This window comes from Microbacterium sp. Leaf320 (assembly GCF_001423485.1).
Lineage (GTDB): Bacteria > Actinomycetota > Actinomycetes > Actinomycetales > Microbacteriaceae > Microbacterium.
On the sequence record NZ_LMOD01000003.1, the window covers coordinates 601169 to 616591 of the forward strand.

At 68.5% G+C, this 15423-nt stretch carries 17 protein-coding genes; 12 read left to right on the forward strand and 5 right to left on the reverse strand.

Annotated features, from left to right (window positions below):
• Positions 1–53 precede the first annotated feature (53 nt).
• The 4 genes from ASF63_RS12845 to ASF63_RS12860 are packed head-to-tail and all read left to right on the forward strand — an operon-like array spanning position 54 to position 4248.
• Positions 54–908 carry a tryptophan 2,3-dioxygenase gene (locus ASF63_RS12845; RefSeq protein WP_056313088.1) on the forward strand — a complete coding sequence of 285 codons (855 nt, stop codon included), beginning with the start codon at positions 54–56 and terminating at the stop codon, positions 906–908.
• Positions 908–2098, forward strand: a complete 1191-nt coding sequence (locus tag ASF63_RS12850; RefSeq protein ID WP_056514476.1) for an amidohydrolase family protein — start codon at positions 908–910, stop codon at positions 2096–2098. The genes ASF63_RS12845 and ASF63_RS12850 overlap by 1 nt, the downstream gene beginning before the upstream one ends.
• Position 2099: 1 nt before the next feature.
• The gene (locus ASF63_RS12855; RefSeq protein WP_056514479.1) at positions 2100–3353 is read left to right on the forward strand and encodes a kynureninase; all 1254 of its coding nucleotides are present in this window, start codon (positions 2100–2102) and stop codon (positions 3351–3353) included.
• The gene (locus ASF63_RS12860) at positions 3343–4248 is read left to right on the forward strand and encodes a PaaX family transcriptional regulator C-terminal domain-containing protein (RefSeq protein WP_082478115.1); all 906 of its coding nucleotides are present in this window, start codon (positions 3343–3345) and stop codon (positions 4246–4248) included. Before ASF63_RS12855 ends, ASF63_RS12860 begins: the two co-directional genes overlap by 11 nt.
• On the opposite strand, the gene ASF63_RS12865 is transcribed toward ASF63_RS12860, so the two are convergent.
• On the reverse strand, positions 4223–5224 hold the full coding sequence (locus ASF63_RS12865) for a LacI family DNA-binding transcriptional regulator (protein ID WP_056514482.1): 1002 nt from the start codon (positions 5222–5224) through the stop codon (positions 4223–4225). The genes ASF63_RS12860 and ASF63_RS12865 overlap by 26 nt on opposite strands.
• A 164-nt stretch (positions 5225–5388) precedes the next feature.
• Between ASF63_RS12865 and ASF63_RS12870 the strand changes: the two genes are divergently transcribed.
• From ASF63_RS12870 to ASF63_RS12885, 4 genes are all read left to right on the forward strand, one after another.
• Entirely contained in the window at positions 5389–6681 is a 1293-nt protein-coding gene (locus ASF63_RS12870) for an extracellular solute-binding protein (protein ID WP_056514485.1), read from the forward strand.
• Positions 6662–7690 carry a carbohydrate ABC transporter permease gene (locus ASF63_RS12875; protein WP_082478117.1) on the forward strand — a complete coding sequence of 343 codons (1029 nt, stop codon included), beginning with the start codon at positions 6662–6664 and terminating at the stop codon, positions 7688–7690. The genes ASF63_RS12870 and ASF63_RS12875 overlap by 20 nt, the downstream gene beginning before the upstream one ends.
• Positions 7687–8577, forward strand: coding sequence for a carbohydrate ABC transporter permease (locus ASF63_RS12880; protein ID WP_056514490.1), 891 nt, complete (start codon positions 7687–7689; stop codon positions 8575–8577). The genes ASF63_RS12875 and ASF63_RS12880 overlap by 4 nt, the downstream gene beginning before the upstream one ends.
• Positions 8578–8644: 67 nt before the next feature.
• Positions 8645–10948, forward strand: a complete 2304-nt coding sequence (locus tag ASF63_RS12885; protein WP_414843722.1) for a beta-glucosidase family protein — start codon at positions 8645–8647, stop codon at positions 10946–10948.
• A gap of 3 nt (positions 10949–10951) precedes the next feature.
• Here ASF63_RS12885 and ASF63_RS12890 read toward each other — a convergent pair whose 3' ends face one another.
• Together ASF63_RS12890 and ASF63_RS12895 are read right to left on the reverse strand one after the other, a co-directional pair.
• On the reverse strand, positions 10952–11602 hold the full coding sequence (locus ASF63_RS12890) for a Type 1 glutamine amidotransferase-like domain-containing protein (RefSeq protein ID WP_200934018.1): 651 nt from the start codon (positions 11600–11602) through the stop codon (positions 10952–10954).
• Between the two features lie 91 nt (positions 11603–11693).
• On the reverse strand, positions 11694–12179 hold the full coding sequence (locus tag ASF63_RS12895; protein ID WP_056514494.1) for an FBP domain-containing protein: 486 nt from the start codon (positions 12177–12179) through the stop codon (positions 11694–11696).
• 312 nt (positions 12180–12491) lie between these two features.
• On the opposite strand from ASF63_RS12895, the gene ASF63_RS12900 reads away from it, so the two are divergent.
• A complete protein-coding gene (locus ASF63_RS12900; RefSeq protein ID WP_056514496.1) occupies positions 12492–12839 on the forward strand; it encodes a hypothetical protein in 348 nt (115 codons plus the stop codon).
• Between the two features lie 51 nt (positions 12840–12890).
• Here ASF63_RS12900 and ASF63_RS12905 read toward each other — a convergent pair whose 3' ends face one another.
• The gene (locus ASF63_RS12905) at positions 12891–13292 is read right to left on the reverse strand and encodes a hypothetical protein (RefSeq protein ID WP_056514499.1); all 402 of its coding nucleotides are present in this window, start codon (positions 13290–13292) and stop codon (positions 12891–12893) included.
• A gap of 205 nt (positions 13293–13497) precedes the next feature.
• Between ASF63_RS12905 and ASF63_RS12910 the strand changes: the two genes are divergently transcribed.
• Positions 13498–13704, forward strand: coding sequence for a CsbD family protein (locus tag ASF63_RS12910; RefSeq protein WP_056514503.1), 207 nt, complete (start codon positions 13498–13500; stop codon positions 13702–13704).
• 48 nt (positions 13705–13752) lie between these two features.
• Here ASF63_RS12910 and ASF63_RS19355 read toward each other — a convergent pair whose 3' ends face one another.
• The gene (locus ASF63_RS19355) at positions 13753–13917 is read right to left on the reverse strand and encodes a hypothetical protein (RefSeq protein WP_200934019.1); all 165 of its coding nucleotides are present in this window, start codon (positions 13915–13917) and stop codon (positions 13753–13755) included.
• A 125-nt stretch (positions 13918–14042) separates the two neighbouring features.
• Between ASF63_RS19355 and ASF63_RS12915 the strand changes: the two genes are divergently transcribed.
• On the forward strand, positions 14043–14309 hold the full coding sequence (locus tag ASF63_RS12915; protein ID WP_056514506.1) for a Rho termination factor N-terminal domain-containing protein: 267 nt from the start codon (positions 14043–14045) through the stop codon (positions 14307–14309).
• An 11-nt stretch (positions 14310–14320) separates the two neighbouring features.
• Entirely contained in the window at positions 14321–15391 is a 1071-nt protein-coding gene (locus ASF63_RS12920) for a YbdK family carboxylate-amine ligase (RefSeq protein ID WP_056514509.1), read from the forward strand.
• Positions 15392–15423: the final 32 nt, after the last annotated feature.

Genomic DNA, 15423 nt, shown 5'->3' on the forward strand with positions numbered 1-15423 from the left:
GCTCGCCACGATCGTTATATGTTTGGCCTGTCCGTCACGACAGGAAGCGACCCATGAGCACCGAGAACAACGAGCGCGAGCTCGAAGCCGGCATCGTCACCGATCTGTCCGGACGCATGACCTACGGGTCGTACCTGTCGCTCGACCAGCTGCTCACCGCGCAGAATCCGGTGAGCGTTCCCGAGCACCACGACGAGCTGCTGTTCATCATCCAGCACCAGACCACCGAGCTCTGGCTCAAGCAGCTGCTGCACGAGCTGTCGTCCGCCCGCGAGCTGCTCGCGAGCGATGACCTGCGCGAAGCGCTGAAGCGCGTCGCGCGCGTCAAGCGCATCCAAGACGTGATGACCCAGCAGTGGGCGATCCTGGCGACCCTCACCCCCACCGAGTACGCGCAGTTCCGAGGCGCGCTCGGCAATTCCTCGGGCTTCCAGTCGGTGCAGTACCGTGCCGTCGAGTTCGCGCTCGGCAACAAGAACGAGAAGATGCTGAGCGTCTTCAGCGACCACCCCGCCAACCTCGCGCTGCTCACCGCCGAGTGGCACAAGCCCACGCTCTACGACGAGTTCCTGCGCTACGCGTCTCGCCGCGGCCTGCCGATCCCGGCCGAGATCCTCGATCGGGACGTGCGCCTCCCTTACCGCGAAACTCCCGAGCTCGTGCCCGCGATCCGCGAGATCTACCAGAACCACCAGCAGCACTGGGACCTCTATGAAGCCTGCGAAGACCTCGTCGACCTCGAGGACAACTTCCAGTTCTGGCGCTTCCGCCACCTCAAGACCGTCGCCCGCACGATCGGCATGAAGGTCGGCACCGGCGGTTCGAGCGGCGTGGGCTTCCTGCAGCGCGCGCTCGACCTGACGTTCTTCCCCGAGCTGTACACCGTGCGCACCGAGATCGGCGGCTGATGCACGCGGCGACCTTCTTCGACGGCGAAGGATGGCGCGACGGCATCCTCGAGCTCGTCGACGGACGGATGCTGCTGAGCGACGCGACACCCGCGCACGATCTGCCGCGCCTCGACGGCGTGGTCGTCGGCGGGTTCACCGACCACCACGTGCACCTGCAGCTGGTCGACCACACTCTGCTGCACGGGTCGACGCTCGGACGCGTCGTCGATCTGGGCGCAAATCCGGCGGTGATCGCCGCATACGCCGACGCGGCACGTGTCGTCTCGGTCGCTGGCGCTCCCTCGCTCAACGAACGACAGGATGCCGTACCCCGGCCGCACAACCAACAGTGCGACGCCGCACCCTGGTCGTTGAGCGAGCGAAGCGAGACGAAACGCCCGCACCCCGTCGCCGCACCCTGGTCGTTGAGCGAGCGAAGCGAGACGAAACGCCCGCACCCCGTCGCGGCACCCTGGTCGTTGAGCGAGCGAAGCGAGACGAAACGCCCGCACCCCGTCGCCGTCGAGTTCGCCGGCGCGTTCCTCACCCCCGTCGGCGGCTACCCGAGCGACCGGGACTGGGCACTGGAAGGGTCCTTCCGCGAGATCGCAGACACCGCAGCCGCCGAACGCGCTGTGGCCGAGATGGCGGACGCCGGAGCATCCTGCATCAAGGTCGCCAGCAACGCCGATGCCGGGCCCGTCTTCACCGACGATCTGTGCCGCGCGATCGTCGACGCCGCCTCCGCCCGTGGGCTCCCCATCGTCACCCATGCCCAGGGCAGCGGAGAGGCCCAGCGCGTCGCGCGGCTCGGCGTCGCTCGCCTGGCACATGCCCCGTTCACCGAGCGGCTCGACGATGACGAGATCGTCGCACAGGCCGCATCCGTCGCCTGGGTCTCGACTCTCGCGATCCACGACGCCGACAGCGCGGAGCGAGTCACGGCTGTCGACAATGTCCGGCGCTTCCATGCGGCCGGCGGCGCCATGCTCTACGGCACCGACATGGGCAACGGCCCGACGCCCGTCGGTCTGAACCCGAACGAGCTCGCCGCTCTCCGAGACGCCGGGATCACCGGCGCAGCCCTGCTCCGCACCCTCATGCCGCAGGACCCGCGCGACCCCGCATCCGTCCTCCTCCGGCTCCCCGGCACCGACGCCGAGCCGACACTCGCCCGCCCGCTGACCAGCGCAGATCTGAAGGCCTGACATGACCGACACCCGCGACTCCACCCGCATCGACACCGCTCTGTTCGAGGCCGCCCACGCTCTCGATGCCGCCGACCCGCTCCGCGCCCACCTCGACGCGTTCGCCGATGCGCCCGGCGTCGGCGCCTATCTCGACGGCAACTCACTCGGCCGCCCGCTGCGCGACATCCCTGAGAAGCTCGCCGCGTTCGTGCGCGATGACTGGGGCACTCGCCTGATCCGCTCGTGGGATGAGCAGTGGATGGCGCTGCCGATGGAGCTCGGCGATCGCATCGCCGAGCTGACTCTCGGGGCCGCCGCCGGCCAGACCGTCGTCGCCGACTCGACGAGCGTGCTGATCTACAAGCTGATGCGCGCCGCCGCGACCGCCGATGCGTCGCGCACCGAGCTCGTGATCGAGGCGGGCAACTTCCCGACCGACCGGTTCATGGCCGAAGGCGTGGCCGCCGAGACCGGCATGACCGTGCGCTGGATCGAACCCGACCCGGTGCTCGGTGTGGAGATCGCCGATGTGATCGCCGCGATCTCCGAGAAGACGGCCCTCGTCTCGCTCAGCCACGTCGACTATCGTTCCGGCGCCCTGGCCGACATGCCGGGGATCACGGATGCCGTGCACGAGGTCGGCGCCCTCATGATGTGGGACCTCTGCCATTCGGCGGGGATCATCCCGATGCAGCTCGACGCCTGGGGTGTCGACATGGCGGTCGGATGCACGTACAAGTACCTGAACGGCGGCCCCGGCTCCCCCGCGTTCGCGTATCTGCGACGCGAGCACCAGGGCGTGCTGCGCCAGCCGATCCAGGGCTGGTGGAGCGCCGCCGACATCTTCGCCATGGGCCCGGAGTACGTCCCCGCGGGCGACATCCGCCAGCTCCTCAGCGGCACCCCGCCCATCACCTCGATGCTCGCCATGCAGGGGATGCTCGACCTGATCGAGCAGGCATCGATCGAGGGAGTGCGCGTGAAGGCCGTCTCACTGACCGATTTCGCCGTCCGCGCGTACGACGAGCTGCTCGCCCCGCTCGACGTGCGACTGCTCAGCCCGCGCGACGCCGCCATCCGCGGAGGACATGTGACGATCGGACACCCCGACTTCCGCGCCGTGACACAGCGACTGTGGGCGGACGGGATCATCCCCGACTTCCGCTTCCCCGATGGCATCCGCCTCGGGCTCTCGCCGCTCAGCACATCGCACGCTGAGACACTCGCCGGCGTGCTCGCGGTGCGCGCGGCACTGGAGTCGCATGACCGCTGACGCCCTCGCATCCCCGGCACCGGACGTCATCGCCGGGCCCGTGCTCGACGACATCGACGCGCGTCCGGGAAGCACGGCATCCCTGCTCCGCACGATCGTCGGCCTGTACCTGCGTCCGCTCGAGGGATGGATCTCGGCGGCGGATCTCGTGTCGCTCGCGGACGACCTCGGGATCCCCGCCGCCCAAGCGCGCACGGGAATCACCCGCCTCAAGCAGAAGGGCCTGCTGCTCGCCGAGCGCCGACACGCGATCGGATACCGGCTGAACCCCGATGCCCTCACGATGCTCGAGCGAGGCGACCGGCGGATCTTCGAGATGCGCGAGATGACGGATGCCGACAGTTGGTGCCTCATCTCGTTCTCGATCCCCGAGAGCGCGCGCAGCATCCGCCATCAGCTGCGACGGCGGCTGCAGTGGATCGGCACGGGCGTCGTGTCGCCCGCACTGTGGATCTGCCCCGGGCACCTGCAGAGTGAGGTAGAGGTGATCGTCGACGATCTCGAAGCGAGCGAGTGGGTGACTCTGTTCCAGGCCGGCACTCCGACGACGGCGCGCACACTGCCCGAGGCTGCCGCCGCCTGGTGGGACCTCGAGTCGCTGTGTGCCGAGCACCTCGCGTTCCAAGCGTCGCTCGCGACGCTGCCGGCCGCACCGTTCGCCGCATATGTGCAGCTGCTCGACCGCTGGCGCGTTCTGCCCTACGTCGATCCGGGGCTGCCCCCATCGATGCTGCCGGCCGAATGGCCGGGTCGGCGCAGCGTCGCCGAGTTCCAGAGACTGTCGACAGAGTTGTCGGATGCCGCGTGGCAGCGCGTGCTCGACGTCACAGGGGCGTCTGCGCGCAGCGGCCGCGCGACCGGCGCCGAGGTCACCGAGGTGGCGCCGCCGTCGTAGCCCTCACGACGAGCCGGGTCGGCAGGATCACGTGCATCTCGTCGACTTCCCGGCCGGAGAGCAACGTGAAGACCATCTCTGCCGCGACGGCTCCGAGCCGGCGCATCGGCTGCTGGATGGTCGTGAGCGGCAGAGCGCGACGCGTGGCCTCAGGCACGTCGTCGAAGCCGACGACGGAGAGATCCGCGGGCACCCGCAGGCCGAGCTGGTGGGCGACGTCGATCACCGCGATCGCCGAGAGATCGTTCGCGGCGAACACCGCGGTCGGACGCGAGTCGGAGCTCAGCATGACCCTGGCGGAGTCGCGGGTCGCCTCCAGCTCGTAGCGCCCGATGCCGATCAGGGACGGATCGAGCGGGATCCCCGCGTCGGCGAGAGCGCGCCGGTAGCCGGCATCCCGCAGTCCTGCCGACCGCAGATCGGGGCGTCCGGCGAGGAATCCGATGCGACGGTGCCCGAGCTCGATCAGGTGCCTGGTGGCGGCGAGCGCACCCCCGAAACTGTCGGACTCGACAGTCGGCAGGTCTGCCCGACCGGTGTGCGGGTCGACGGCGACGACGGGAATCTCGGTGCCCGCGCTCACGACGGTGGGGGTCACCATGATCGCCGCGTCGATCAGCGTGCCCGACAGGCGGCTGAGCGACCTGCGCTCCCATCCGTCGCTCGCGCCGTGATGCGAACCGGCATACGCGAGGAGGTCGAAGCCCATGTCGTGCATGGCCGTGCCGACGCCCTTGAGGATCTCGGCGCTGAACGGCTCGAAGTCGGCGAGGAGCACCCCGATCACCCCGGTGCGCCGCGCGCGCATGCTGCTCGCGACGAGGCTCGATTCGTATCCGAGCTCCTTGACGGCGTCCAGCACGCGCTGCACCGTGGCATCGGCGATCCCGTATCTTCCGTTGACCGCCTTCGAGACGGTCGACACCGAGACTCCGGCCGCGTTCGCGACATCGTGGATCGTCGTTCGGGCCCCCATGAGACGCCAGCGTAGCGGGGCTCGAACCCGGATGGAAACTGTTTTCGAAAACGTTTGACGAACCTCTCCGACGACAGAAGACTGCATCCCACTGCGGTCTCACCCGAGCTGCCGCAGGCGCCCCGCAGTGACGCGGCGCGCAACTCGATGAGGAGAACGATCACATGAACAGCAGAAGGCTCCCCCTCGCCTCCGCGGTCGCAGCAATGGCCGTCGGAGCGCTCGCGCTCTCGGGCTGCACCGCAGACTCGTCCGGCAACGGCGGCGGCGACACCACGATGACTCTCTGGCACAACTCGACGACCGGCCCCGGAGTGGAGTTCTGGGAGAAGACGGTCGCCGACTTCGAGGGCGACAACCCCGGAGTCACGATCGAGATCCAGTCGATCCAGAACGAGGACCTCGACGGCAAGCTGCAGACGGCGCTCAACTCCGGCGACGCCCCCGACATCTTCCTGCAGCGGGGTGGCGGCAAGATGGCGGCGATGGTCAAGGCCGGCCAGCTCAAGGACCTCACCGACGTGATCGCCGGCGGGGCGAAGGACGAGATCCCGGATGCGTCCTACAAGGCGAACAGTCTCGACGGAAAGGTATACGCCATGCCGGTCGCGGTGCTTCCCGGCGGCCTGTTCTACAGCCAGGACCTCTTCGATCAGGCAGGCATCACCGAGAACCCGACCACGCTTACCGAGCTCGAGGACGCCACCGAGGCGCTGAAGTCCGCGGGCATCGACCCGATCGCCCTCGGCGCCAAAGACGCCTGGCCTGCCGCGCACTGGTACTACTGGCTCGCTCTGCGCGAATGCAGCTCCGACACGCTCGCCAAGGCCGCCGATGAGATGGACTTCAGCGACGACTGCTGGGTGCGCGCGGGTGAGGATCTGCAGTCGTTCGCCGAGACCGAGCCGTTCAACTCCGGCTTCCTCACGACACCCGCTCAGCAGGGTGCCGGCAGCTCTGCGGGCCTGATCGCCAACCACCAGGCCGCCATGGAGCTGATGGGCGCCTGGAACCCCGGCGTCATCGGATCACTGACCCCCGATCAGAAGCCGCTGGCCGACCTCAGCTGGTTCCCGTTCCCCGAGATCGAGGGCGGTGACGGCGAGCCGGGTTCGATGATGGGCGGCATCGACGGGTACTCGTGCTCGGTCGACGCACCGGACGCCTGCGTCGACTTCCTGAACTACCTCGGCACCTCCGCGGTGCAGACCGAGTACTACAAGGCCTTCAATGCCCCGCCGGTCAACACCGTCGCCCAGGAGGCCGTCACCGAGCCGTACCTGCAGGACATCCTCGCGGCGTACAACGCCGCACCGTACGCGACGCAGTGGCTCGACACCGTCTACGGGCAGAACGTCGGCAACGCGCTGAACGTCGCGGTGGTCGACCTGCTCGCGGGCAACAGCGACGCCGAGGACCTCGTCAAGGCTGTGCAGGATGCCGCAGCGAAAGCGTGACACGCGTGCCCGGCTGGAAGTGATCCTTCTGGCCGGGCCCGCCCTGCTCGTCTTCCTCGCCTTCGTCATCTTCCCGGTGCTGATGGCGGCGTACTACGGATTCTTCAGCTGGCAGGGCTACGGTCCGCCCACCGACTTCGTCGGATTGAAGAACTACCTCACGATCCTCCAGGATCCGCTGTTCCACGATGCGCTCGCGCACAACGGCTTCATCCTGGTGTTCTCCCTCGTGCTCCAGGGGCCGATCGCCATCGTGCTCGCGCTGCTGCTCAACCGCAAGATGCGCGGCCAGTCGCTGATCCGCGTGTTGATCTTCGTCCCCTACGTGATCTCCGAGGTCGTCGTGGGCACCGGCTGGAGCCTGATGCTGCAGACCAACGGCGCGATCAACGCGATGCTGACGAACATGGGTCTCGGCTTCCTCGCCACCGACTGGCTGTCGGACCCCGGCATCGCCATCTGGACGCTGATGGCCATCATCACGTGGAAGTACATCGGCTTCGCGGTCATCCTGTTCCTCGCGGGCCTCCAGGGAATCCCGGAGGAGCTGCACGAGGCGGCGGCGATCGACGGCGCGTCCTACTGGCAGATCCAGTGGCGCATCACGCTGCCGCTGCTCGCACCGACGCTGCGCATCTGGGCGTTCCTGTCGATCATCGGCTCGCTGCAGCTGTTCGACCTCGTCTACATCATCTGGGGGCAGTACATCGCGTCCACCGCCGGCACCTCGACCATGGCGACGTACATGGTGTCGGAGGGGCGCAACGCCGGCAACTACGGCTACGGCAACGCGGTCGCAGTCGTCCTCTTCCTCATCTCGCTCGTGGTCGCTCTCATCTATCAGCGCGCCGTGCTGCGCAAGGACACCGACGGCGCACTCACCGGCGCCTCTGGCCGCCGCACGCGCGGCTCTCGATCGCGCGCGCCGCAGGCTGCCGTGCCACAGGATGCCGCCGCAGACACCGCCGCAGGTGCAGACGCCACCACACAGAAGGAGTACGTCCGATGACCGCCACCTCGGTGCTCGTCACCCAGCGCCCCTCACGTCTCGGACGTGCGGGCCGCAACGCCAAGCCGCGGCTGCCGTGGGCGCACCCGACCGTGTACTTCGTCGCGCTGATCGCCGTCGGGCTCATGCTCGCGCCCATCGCGTACATCATCACCGGCGGGTTCCGCACGAACGCGCAGATCACGACGGACCCGTCGGGGTTCCCGTCTCCCTGGGTGGTGTCGAACTACCTCGACGTCCTCACCGGCGGCGTGTTCTGGCGGCTCGTGGGCAATTCCACGATCGTCGCCCTCGCGACCACCGTGGGCACCGTCGCCCTGGCTCTGATGGCGGCGTACGTGCTCGCGCGCTACCGGTTCGCCGGTCGCGGCGTGCTGTACGCATTCTTCGCCGCGGGGCTGATGTTCCCGCTGACCGTGGCCATCACCCCGCTGTACATCGTGGTGCGCAGCCTCGGGCTCATGAACTCGCTCGGCGGAGTGATCCTGCCGCAGATCGCCTTCGCCCTGCCGACGACCATCATCATCCTCGTGCCGTTCCTGCGGGCGATCCCCGACGAGATCGAAGAGGCCGCGTTCATCGACGGATGCAGTCGCATCGGGTTCTTCTGGAGGATGGTGCTGCCCCTCTCGCTGCCGGGAGTGATCACGACCGGCATCCTGGCCTTCATCGGCAGCTGGAACGGCTACCTGCTGCCGCTGTTCATCCTCAACGACGCCTCGGCGTTCACGCTGCCGCTCGGCGTGCAGTCGTTCGCTTCGCAGTACTCGGTCGATACGGCGAAAGTGCTCGCCTTCACCTCGCTGTCGATGATCCCGGCGCTGATCTTCTTCAGCCTGTTCGAACGGCGCATCGTGGGAGGGCTGACCGGTGCTGTCAAGGGCTGATGCGGTCGCCGTCGCGACGCCCCGCGTCGCTGTGAGTGAGAACGAGATAGAGAACGAGAAAGACAACATGATGTCGCAGTCCGCAGGCCCCGCGCCCCGCTCCCCCCGCGTCGAGGCGCTCCTGGCCAGAATGACGCTCGAGGAGAAACAGTCCCAGCTCGTCGGCTGCTGGATCGACCAGGGCGTCGAGGTCGTCGCCCCGATGTCGGGTGAGAAGAAGAGCTCCTCGCGCCATGAGGATGCGTCGGCGAACGGCATCGGCCATCTCACCCGTGTATACGGGACCAGGCCGGTCGACCCTGTGGAGCGGGCTGCGTGGCTCTGGGCCGAGCAGCGCCGACTTCAGCAGGAGACCCGGCTCGGCATCCCGGCCATCGTGCACGAGGAATGCCTGACCGGGCTCGCCGCGTGGAAGGCTGCGACCTTCCCCACCCCGCTCGCCTGGGGCGCGTCCTTCGACCCCGAACTGGTCGAGGAGGTCGGGCGTGCCGTCGGGTCGTCGATGCGCGCGCTGGGGATCCATCAGGGGCTCGCGCCGGTTCTCGACGTCATCCGCGATCCACGGTGGGGCCGGGTCGACGAGTGCATCGCCGAGGATCCGCTCGTGGTCGGAACGGTCGGCACCGCCTACGTGCGCGGCCTGCAGTCCGAGGGAGTGCACGCGACACTGAAGCACTTCGTCGGATACTCCGCCTCGAGGGCTGGCCGCAACCATGCGCCGGTGAGCGCCGGGCAGCGCGAGATCGAGGATGTGCTGCTGCCGCCGTTCGAGATGGCCGTGCGCGAGGGCGGCGCGCGCAGCGTGATGAACTCCTACGCCGACATCGACGGCGTGCCCGTGGCCGCCGACCCTCGCTACATCACAGGCATCCTGCGCGATCGGTGGGGGTTCGACGGCGTCGTCGTCTCGGACTACTTCTCGGTCGACTTCCTGCACAGCATGCACCGGGTCGCCGCCGACTCGGCCGATGCCGCACGCCTCGCGATCACCGCGGGGATCGACGTCGAGCTGCCTTCACCCGACGCCTTCCCGACCCTCGCGGAGCAGGTGCGCGACGGACGGCTCCCGGTCGAGATCCTCGACAGGGCCGTGGGGCGGGTGCTCGCGCAGAAGGAGGAACTCGGGCTGCTGGATGCCGACTTCGACGCCCCTCCGACGGCGATCGACCTGGATCCGGCCGAGCACCGTGCGCTCGCGCGTCGTCTCGCCGAGGAGTCGATCGTGCTGCTGAGCAACGACGGCTCCCTGCCGCTCGAGCCCTCGGCCGCCGCGAGGATCGCCGTGATCGGTCCGAACGCCGACAGCGCGGAATCGCTGATGGGCTGTTACTCGTTCGTCAACCATGTGCTCGCCCACCACCCAGGCACCCCCGCGGGGATCGAGCTGCCCACCGTGGTCGAGGCTCTGCGCGCCGAGTTCCCCCGCGCCGAGATCACCGCGACGATCGGATGCGATGTCGAGGGCGGCGATCGCTCCGGCATCCCCGCTGCGGTCGATGCCGCCAGGGCAGCGGATGTCGCGATCGTCGTGGTGGGTGATCGTGCCGGCCTGTTCGGACGAGGCACGGTCGGCGAGGGCAACGACGTCGAGGACCTCGAGCTCCCCGGCATCCAGCGCGAGCTCGTCGAGGCGGTCGTCGCGACCGGCACTCCCGTGATCCTGATCACCATGACCGGGCGTCCGTACGTCCTCGACTGGGCGCTGCCGCCACGCGCGGGTGCTGCCGGCACCGTGACCGGCCTCGGCGCGGTCGACGCCTCGACCGTGACGAACGCGGCCGCCGCCGGCATCCCTGCGGCTGTGCTGCAGACTTTCTTCCCCGGCGAGGAGGGCGGCCCAGCGATCGCGCGGCTGCTGAGCGGTCGGGTCGCGCCGTCTGGTCGCCTGCCGGTCTCGCTGCCGCGATCGGCGGGTGCACAGCCGTACTCGTACCTGCATCCCGTGCTGGGCGGGCTCACGGATGTCACGAGCGCCGACTCGACGCCCGTGCGGCCCTTCGGCTTCGGTCTCAGCTACACGACGTTCGCGCACGACCAGCTCACCGCACCCGCGTCCGTCACCTCAGGAGAGGTAATCCGGGCGACGGTGCGCGTGCGCAACACCGGCCGCGTCGAGGCGACCGACGTCGTGCAGCTCTACGCCAACGACGAGATCGCGAGCGTGGCGCGCCCTGTCGCCCAGCTGCTGGACTTCCGTCGGGTCACGCTCGCCCCCGGCACCGAGGCGCTGGTCGAGTTCGACGTGCCGATCGACCGGCTCGCCTTCACGGGACTCGACGGCGTGAAGCGCGTCGAACCGGGGACGATCCGCCTCTGGGTCGGCGACGCCTGCGACGACGAGGAGACCGTGACTCGGCTCGAGATCGTGTGAGATTCAGCGCACGCGCTCCTGTGCTGCCGCGGGCGCCGAATCGATCACCGTCTCCTGCTCGCCGTCGACGAGCAGCGCCTGATCGTCGTGGAGCGGGAGGAGCCGGTGGCTCGAGCCGTATCTCGCGATGGTCTCGTCGATGAGCGAGGCCGGATAAGGAGCGAGCAGACCGTCGGCGTGCGGGATCACCGTGCGGCCGATCAGCCCCAGGCCCGCGAAATCTGTCAGACCCCGGCCGTCTGCCGGGTCGTCCATGAGCGAGGCGGGGGTGATGTCAGGCCCCACGATGATCGACCCCGCACTGCACCCGATGTAGGGCATTCCGTCGCGTACCCGCTCGGCGAGAACGACATCGCTTCCCGTGACCTTGAGCGCTTCGAGCAGCGCGAAGGTACTGCCTCCGGCCACGTAGACGGCGTCGACGCCCGACAGCGTCTCCGCGAACTCGGATGCAGTGAGATCGCGCACCGTGATGTCGACGATCTCGTGCCCGATCACCTCGATCGCTCGACGCTCGGCGGCCACGAAGGGCGCTCCCGCATACGCGACCTGCGCATCACCGATATAGCCGACGCGTAGCGGGCCACCGGGGGTGGTGCTGTCGAGGAACGCGCGCATCGCGCCGGGATTCAGAGACAGGAGGAGGAGCTTCACCCGCCTATCGTACGGACGGCTTCCGACGTGAGACGATCAGCCCGAGCTACGTCTGCATCGATCCATCCGCGCAGACGCCGCTCGGCGCGAGTCAGCCCTTCACCGCGGCGATGAACGCGGCGACGTGCTCCTGCAGCCTGACGGTCCGCATCTCGCGAGCGAGCTCGCGGTCGTACCCGTCGTAGGCGAGGGGCGGCAGCACCCGGACGTTCTTCGAGCATCCGAATTCCGTGCACACGAGGGTGCCGATGGTGTCGCCCTTGCGTCCGGCCGGACCCGCCTTGCGGGCGACGTACAGCTGCACGTCGTTGCGCAGCGTGACGTCTTCGCACCACGAGCACTGGGCCCTGGCGATGACGCGCTGCTCTGCACGCTGAAGCATCACGCCGGTGAGCACGTCGTCGACCCACGCGACGACGTACGAGCGGCGGGGGAGCTTCGGGTCGACCCAGCCGAGGTAGTCGAGCTTTTCGAAGTCGACGTCGGCGAGACCGGGCGGCAGCGTGAGGTCGGAGACCTCTTTGCGGGAGGCGTTGAGGAAGGAGGCGCGCAGGGTGCGCTCATCGATGGGACGCATGAGGAGAGTGCTTTCGTGAAGGCCGCGAGTGCGGCGGGAGGAGAAGAGGAGACGGCATCCGAACGGATGCCGGGGTACGACGTATCTCCGGGGACGGGATGTTCCGCCTCCGGCCGATCGTCAGCCTCTGTCCGTGGCGCTGAACGCGCCCACGGCTCCATTCCGCGCTCGATCCGGCATCCGGAGAGCGCTCATCGACAACAGCACCCGGCGAGTCTACGCCCGTTTGTTTCACACCGTGTCGGCGCGGGTTCCGTCTCGCGCGGCCCCGACCTACTCTTGCCGGAACGTCCGCTCACGAAGGAGACCACCGTGTCCACGCCGCTGAACCACCTTTCGCCCCTCTCGGTGCGTGAGCGTTCTGCGTGCATGTGCCGTCACGGATTCGCCTGCTCCTCGTTCGCGGCGGGTCACGCTCTGCACCTGATCCAAGCGCGCATCGCCTCGGCGACGCCGAGCGAATGGGCCGACGCGATCGTCGAGCACTCCGACGCGACCACGGGCGAGCTCACCGTGCGCGCGCTCGACGGCGCAGCGCACACTCTGTGGAACGCCTCGGGTGCAGCACTCGAGGCCCCGGCGGGCACGCCGATCGCCCTGCACGTGCGTTACGGCGTGCTGGCCGTCGGCCGCACGCAGTTCAACGTCGCGGTCGGCTGAGGGCGTTTCGTCTCGTCGCTGCGCTCCTCGCTCAACGACCGGGGCAGCTGCTCAGGCAGCCGCCATCATCATGTTCTTGACGTCCATGCAGGCGTCCATGCAGGCCTTGCACGCCTGAGCGCACATCTTGCAGACCTCGCTGCTGTCGGCGTGCTGCATGCACTCGTCCATGCACGTCTGGCACATGGCGATGCAGGCGTCGAGCATCGCCATCATCGACGCGGGGGTCATGCCCTGCATCCGCATCATCGACCGCATCATGGTGTTGCACATGTCGGCGCAGTTCATGCAGGCCGGCGAGCAGTCCATCATCTGCGTCGAGCACACCGTGCACGCCTGTTCGCAGGCCGAACAGGCGTCCATGCACGCCTGCATGACGGACATGTCCATCATCGCCATGTCGGGCATCGACATCATGTTCGAGCGCATCGCGCCCATCATCATCGAATCCATCTCGTACCGCTTCCGTCGTCGGCCGCAGCCGAGGTGAGAGCGGGCAGGACCACCCGCCTGACGCCAGGTTAGCCGTCGAGATGGCCCGCGTCGATGCCCGGTCGCGTCCTGTCACGCGCGGTCGTCATTGTCAATCCCGTGTGCAGGATTCCGGGCCCGTGCGACGGTGGTCATCCATTGATCGACGGATGAAAGGAATCTCCCCATGAGTGGTGCAGACGACGTCAAGAACGCAGCCGAGAAGGCCGGCGGAAAGATCAAGGAGGGCCTCGGAAAGGCGACCGACAACGAGAGCCTCGAAGCCGAGGGTCGCGCCGACCAGACGAAGGCTTCGGTCAAGCAGGCCGGGGAGAACGTGAAGGACGCCGCTCGCAACGTCGGCGACGGCCTGCGGGACGCTTCCAGGGACTGATCCCGAAAACGGAGTGAGGCCCGCCGAAGCGGGCCTCACTGCGTGGGGTCAGCGGGTGCGGTTGCCGGAGATCGATCGGATCAACCAGGCGATGACCGCGATGGCCAGCAGCACCAGTCCGACCCACAGCAGGAACTGCAGGGACTGAACCAGTCCGCCGGTGATCGCCAGAATAATGGCGACGACGATGACGATGATCAGCAGGATGTTCATCGGAATTCCCTTCTTGAGGACGCAGGGGGGGCGCCCGTCTACGGTCAATCAACCTAGACCCGCGCCCCCTGCGCCCCAGAGCCCCTTGACGCGGGGGTTCCCGACGTGCGAGAGGAGCACAGGACATGCCAGGACGCAGGAACAACTCCCTGAAGGACCCGGAGCTGTACGAAGAGCTCCGCAGCGACGGCGCCTCGAAGGAGAAGGCTGCGCGCATCTCGAACGCCGCAGCCAAAGAGGGTCGCAGCGCCGTGGGCCGCCGGGGTGGAGAACACGGCGACTACGAGGACTGGACCGTCGAAGAACTGCGCACACACGCGAAGGAGCTCGGCCTCACCGGGTACAGCGGCAAGCGCAAGGCCGAGCTCATCTCGGCATTGCGCGACCACTAGGGCCACGCTCCGTGGCCCGGTTCGGCATCGAAGAGGAGTTCGTCCTTCTCGATGAGCAGACTCTCGTCCCCTCGGCCATGACCCCGGCCACCCGAGACCGCCTCACCGATGAGGTGGGCGCGGGCCTCACCCCCGAGTACCTGACCTGTCAGATCGAGTCTGCGACGGAGCCGATCGAGAGCAGAGCGGATGCCGAGGCGCAGTTGCGCCGCACGCGACACCTGCTCGGCACCTACGCCGCCGGCCAGGCTGCGATCATCGGCGCGACGGGCACGCCGTTCGTCTCCCCCAACCGCTTCACGGTGTCGTCCTCGGCGCATTACGACGCCGTCTCGGCCCAGCTCGTCGAGATCACCCGCGAGCACGAGGTCAACGGCCTGCACGTCCACGTCGAGGTCGTAGACGACGAGGAGCGGGTCCGCGTGGTCAACCGCGTCAGCGCCTGGCTGCCGGCGCTTCTCGCCCTCACCGGAAACGCCCCCTTCGCACATGGCAGGGACTCGGGCTTCGCGAGCTGGCGCAGCATCCTCATCCGCCGGCTCCCGTCGTCGTGGAGTCCGCCGCGCTTCCGGGATCTCGACGACTACCAGGCGCACATCGCGCAGCTCGTCGCCATGGGAGCGATCGCCGAGGCGAGCTCGCTGTCGTGGACGGTGCGTCTTTCCGAGCGGTTCCCCACGGTCGAAGTCAGGGTGTTCGACGCGCAGCTCACGGTCGACGACACCCTCCTCGCCGCCGCCCTGACTCGCGCGCTCATCGTGGGCGACGATCTCGACGGCCTGCCCGAGCTCAGTCTCGACGCGATCGATGCGTCTCTGTGGACGGCTGCGCGGTACGGGCCAGAGGCGCTGCTCGTCGACCCGACGAACGGCGACGCGGCGCCGGCCTGGACCGTCGCCGACGACCTTCTCCGGCGGCTGCGTCCGACGCTCGCGCACCTCGGCGACGAGGACTTCGTCAGGGAGGGGATCGCGCGTATCCGCACCGAGGGCACCGGAGCCCAGCGCCAGCGCGACGCCTATGCCGAGAACGGAACAGCGGGCCTCCGCGAGCTGTACCGCACGAGCACTGCGACCGGCTGACCGCCCGCGAGCCCCTCAGACGGCAGTAGTGT

Bases quoted from the DNA above. Each gene is read 5' to 3' on its own strand.
- ASF63_RS12860 (WP_082478115.1), top strand. From the start codon at position 3,343: ATGACCGCTGACGCCCTCGCATCCCCGGCACCGGACGTCATCGCCGGG.
- ASF63_RS12875 (WP_082478117.1), top strand. From the start codon at position 6,662: ATGCCGCAGCGAAAGCGTGACACGCGTGCCCGGCTGGAAGTGATCCTT.
- ASF63_RS12905 (WP_056514499.1), bottom strand. From the start codon at position 13,292: ATGGATTCGATGATGATGGGCGCGATGCGCTCGAACATGATGTCGATG.
- ASF63_RS12850 (WP_056514476.1), top strand. From the start codon at position 908: ATGCACGCGGCGACCTTCTTCGACGGCGAAGGATGGCGCGACGGCATC.
- ASF63_RS12880 (WP_056514490.1), top strand. From the start codon at position 7,687: ATGACCGCCACCTCGGTGCTCGTCACCCAGCGCCCCTCACGTCTCGGA.
- ASF63_RS12895 (WP_056514494.1), bottom strand. From the start codon at position 12,179: ATGCGTCCCATCGATGAGCGCACCCTGCGCGCCTCCTTCCTCAACGCC.
- ASF63_RS12870 (WP_056514485.1), top strand. From the start codon at position 5,389: ATGAACAGCAGAAGGCTCCCCCTCGCCTCCGCGGTCGCAGCAATGGCC.
- ASF63_RS12910 (WP_056514503.1), top strand. From the start codon at position 13,498: ATGAGTGGTGCAGACGACGTCAAGAACGCAGCCGAGAAGGCCGGCGGA.
- ASF63_RS12865 (WP_056514482.1), bottom strand. From the start codon at position 5,224: ATGGGGGCCCGAACGACGATCCACGATGTCGCGAACGCGGCCGGAGTC.
- ASF63_RS12915 (WP_056514506.1), top strand. From the start codon at position 14,043: ATGCCAGGACGCAGGAACAACTCCCTGAAGGACCCGGAGCTGTACGAA.
- ASF63_RS12885 (WP_414843722.1), top strand. From the start codon at position 8,645: ATGATGTCGCAGTCCGCAGGCCCCGCGCCCCGCTCCCCCCGCGTCGAG.
- ASF63_RS12855 (WP_056514479.1), top strand. From the start codon at position 2,100: ATGACCGACACCCGCGACTCCACCCGCATCGACACCGCTCTGTTCGAG.
- ASF63_RS12845 (WP_056313088.1), top strand. From the start codon at position 54: ATGAGCACCGAGAACAACGAGCGCGAGCTCGAAGCCGGCATCGTCACC.
- ASF63_RS19355 (WP_200934019.1), bottom strand. From the start codon at position 13,917: ATGAACATCCTGCTGATCATCGTCATCGTCGTCGCCATTATTCTGGCG.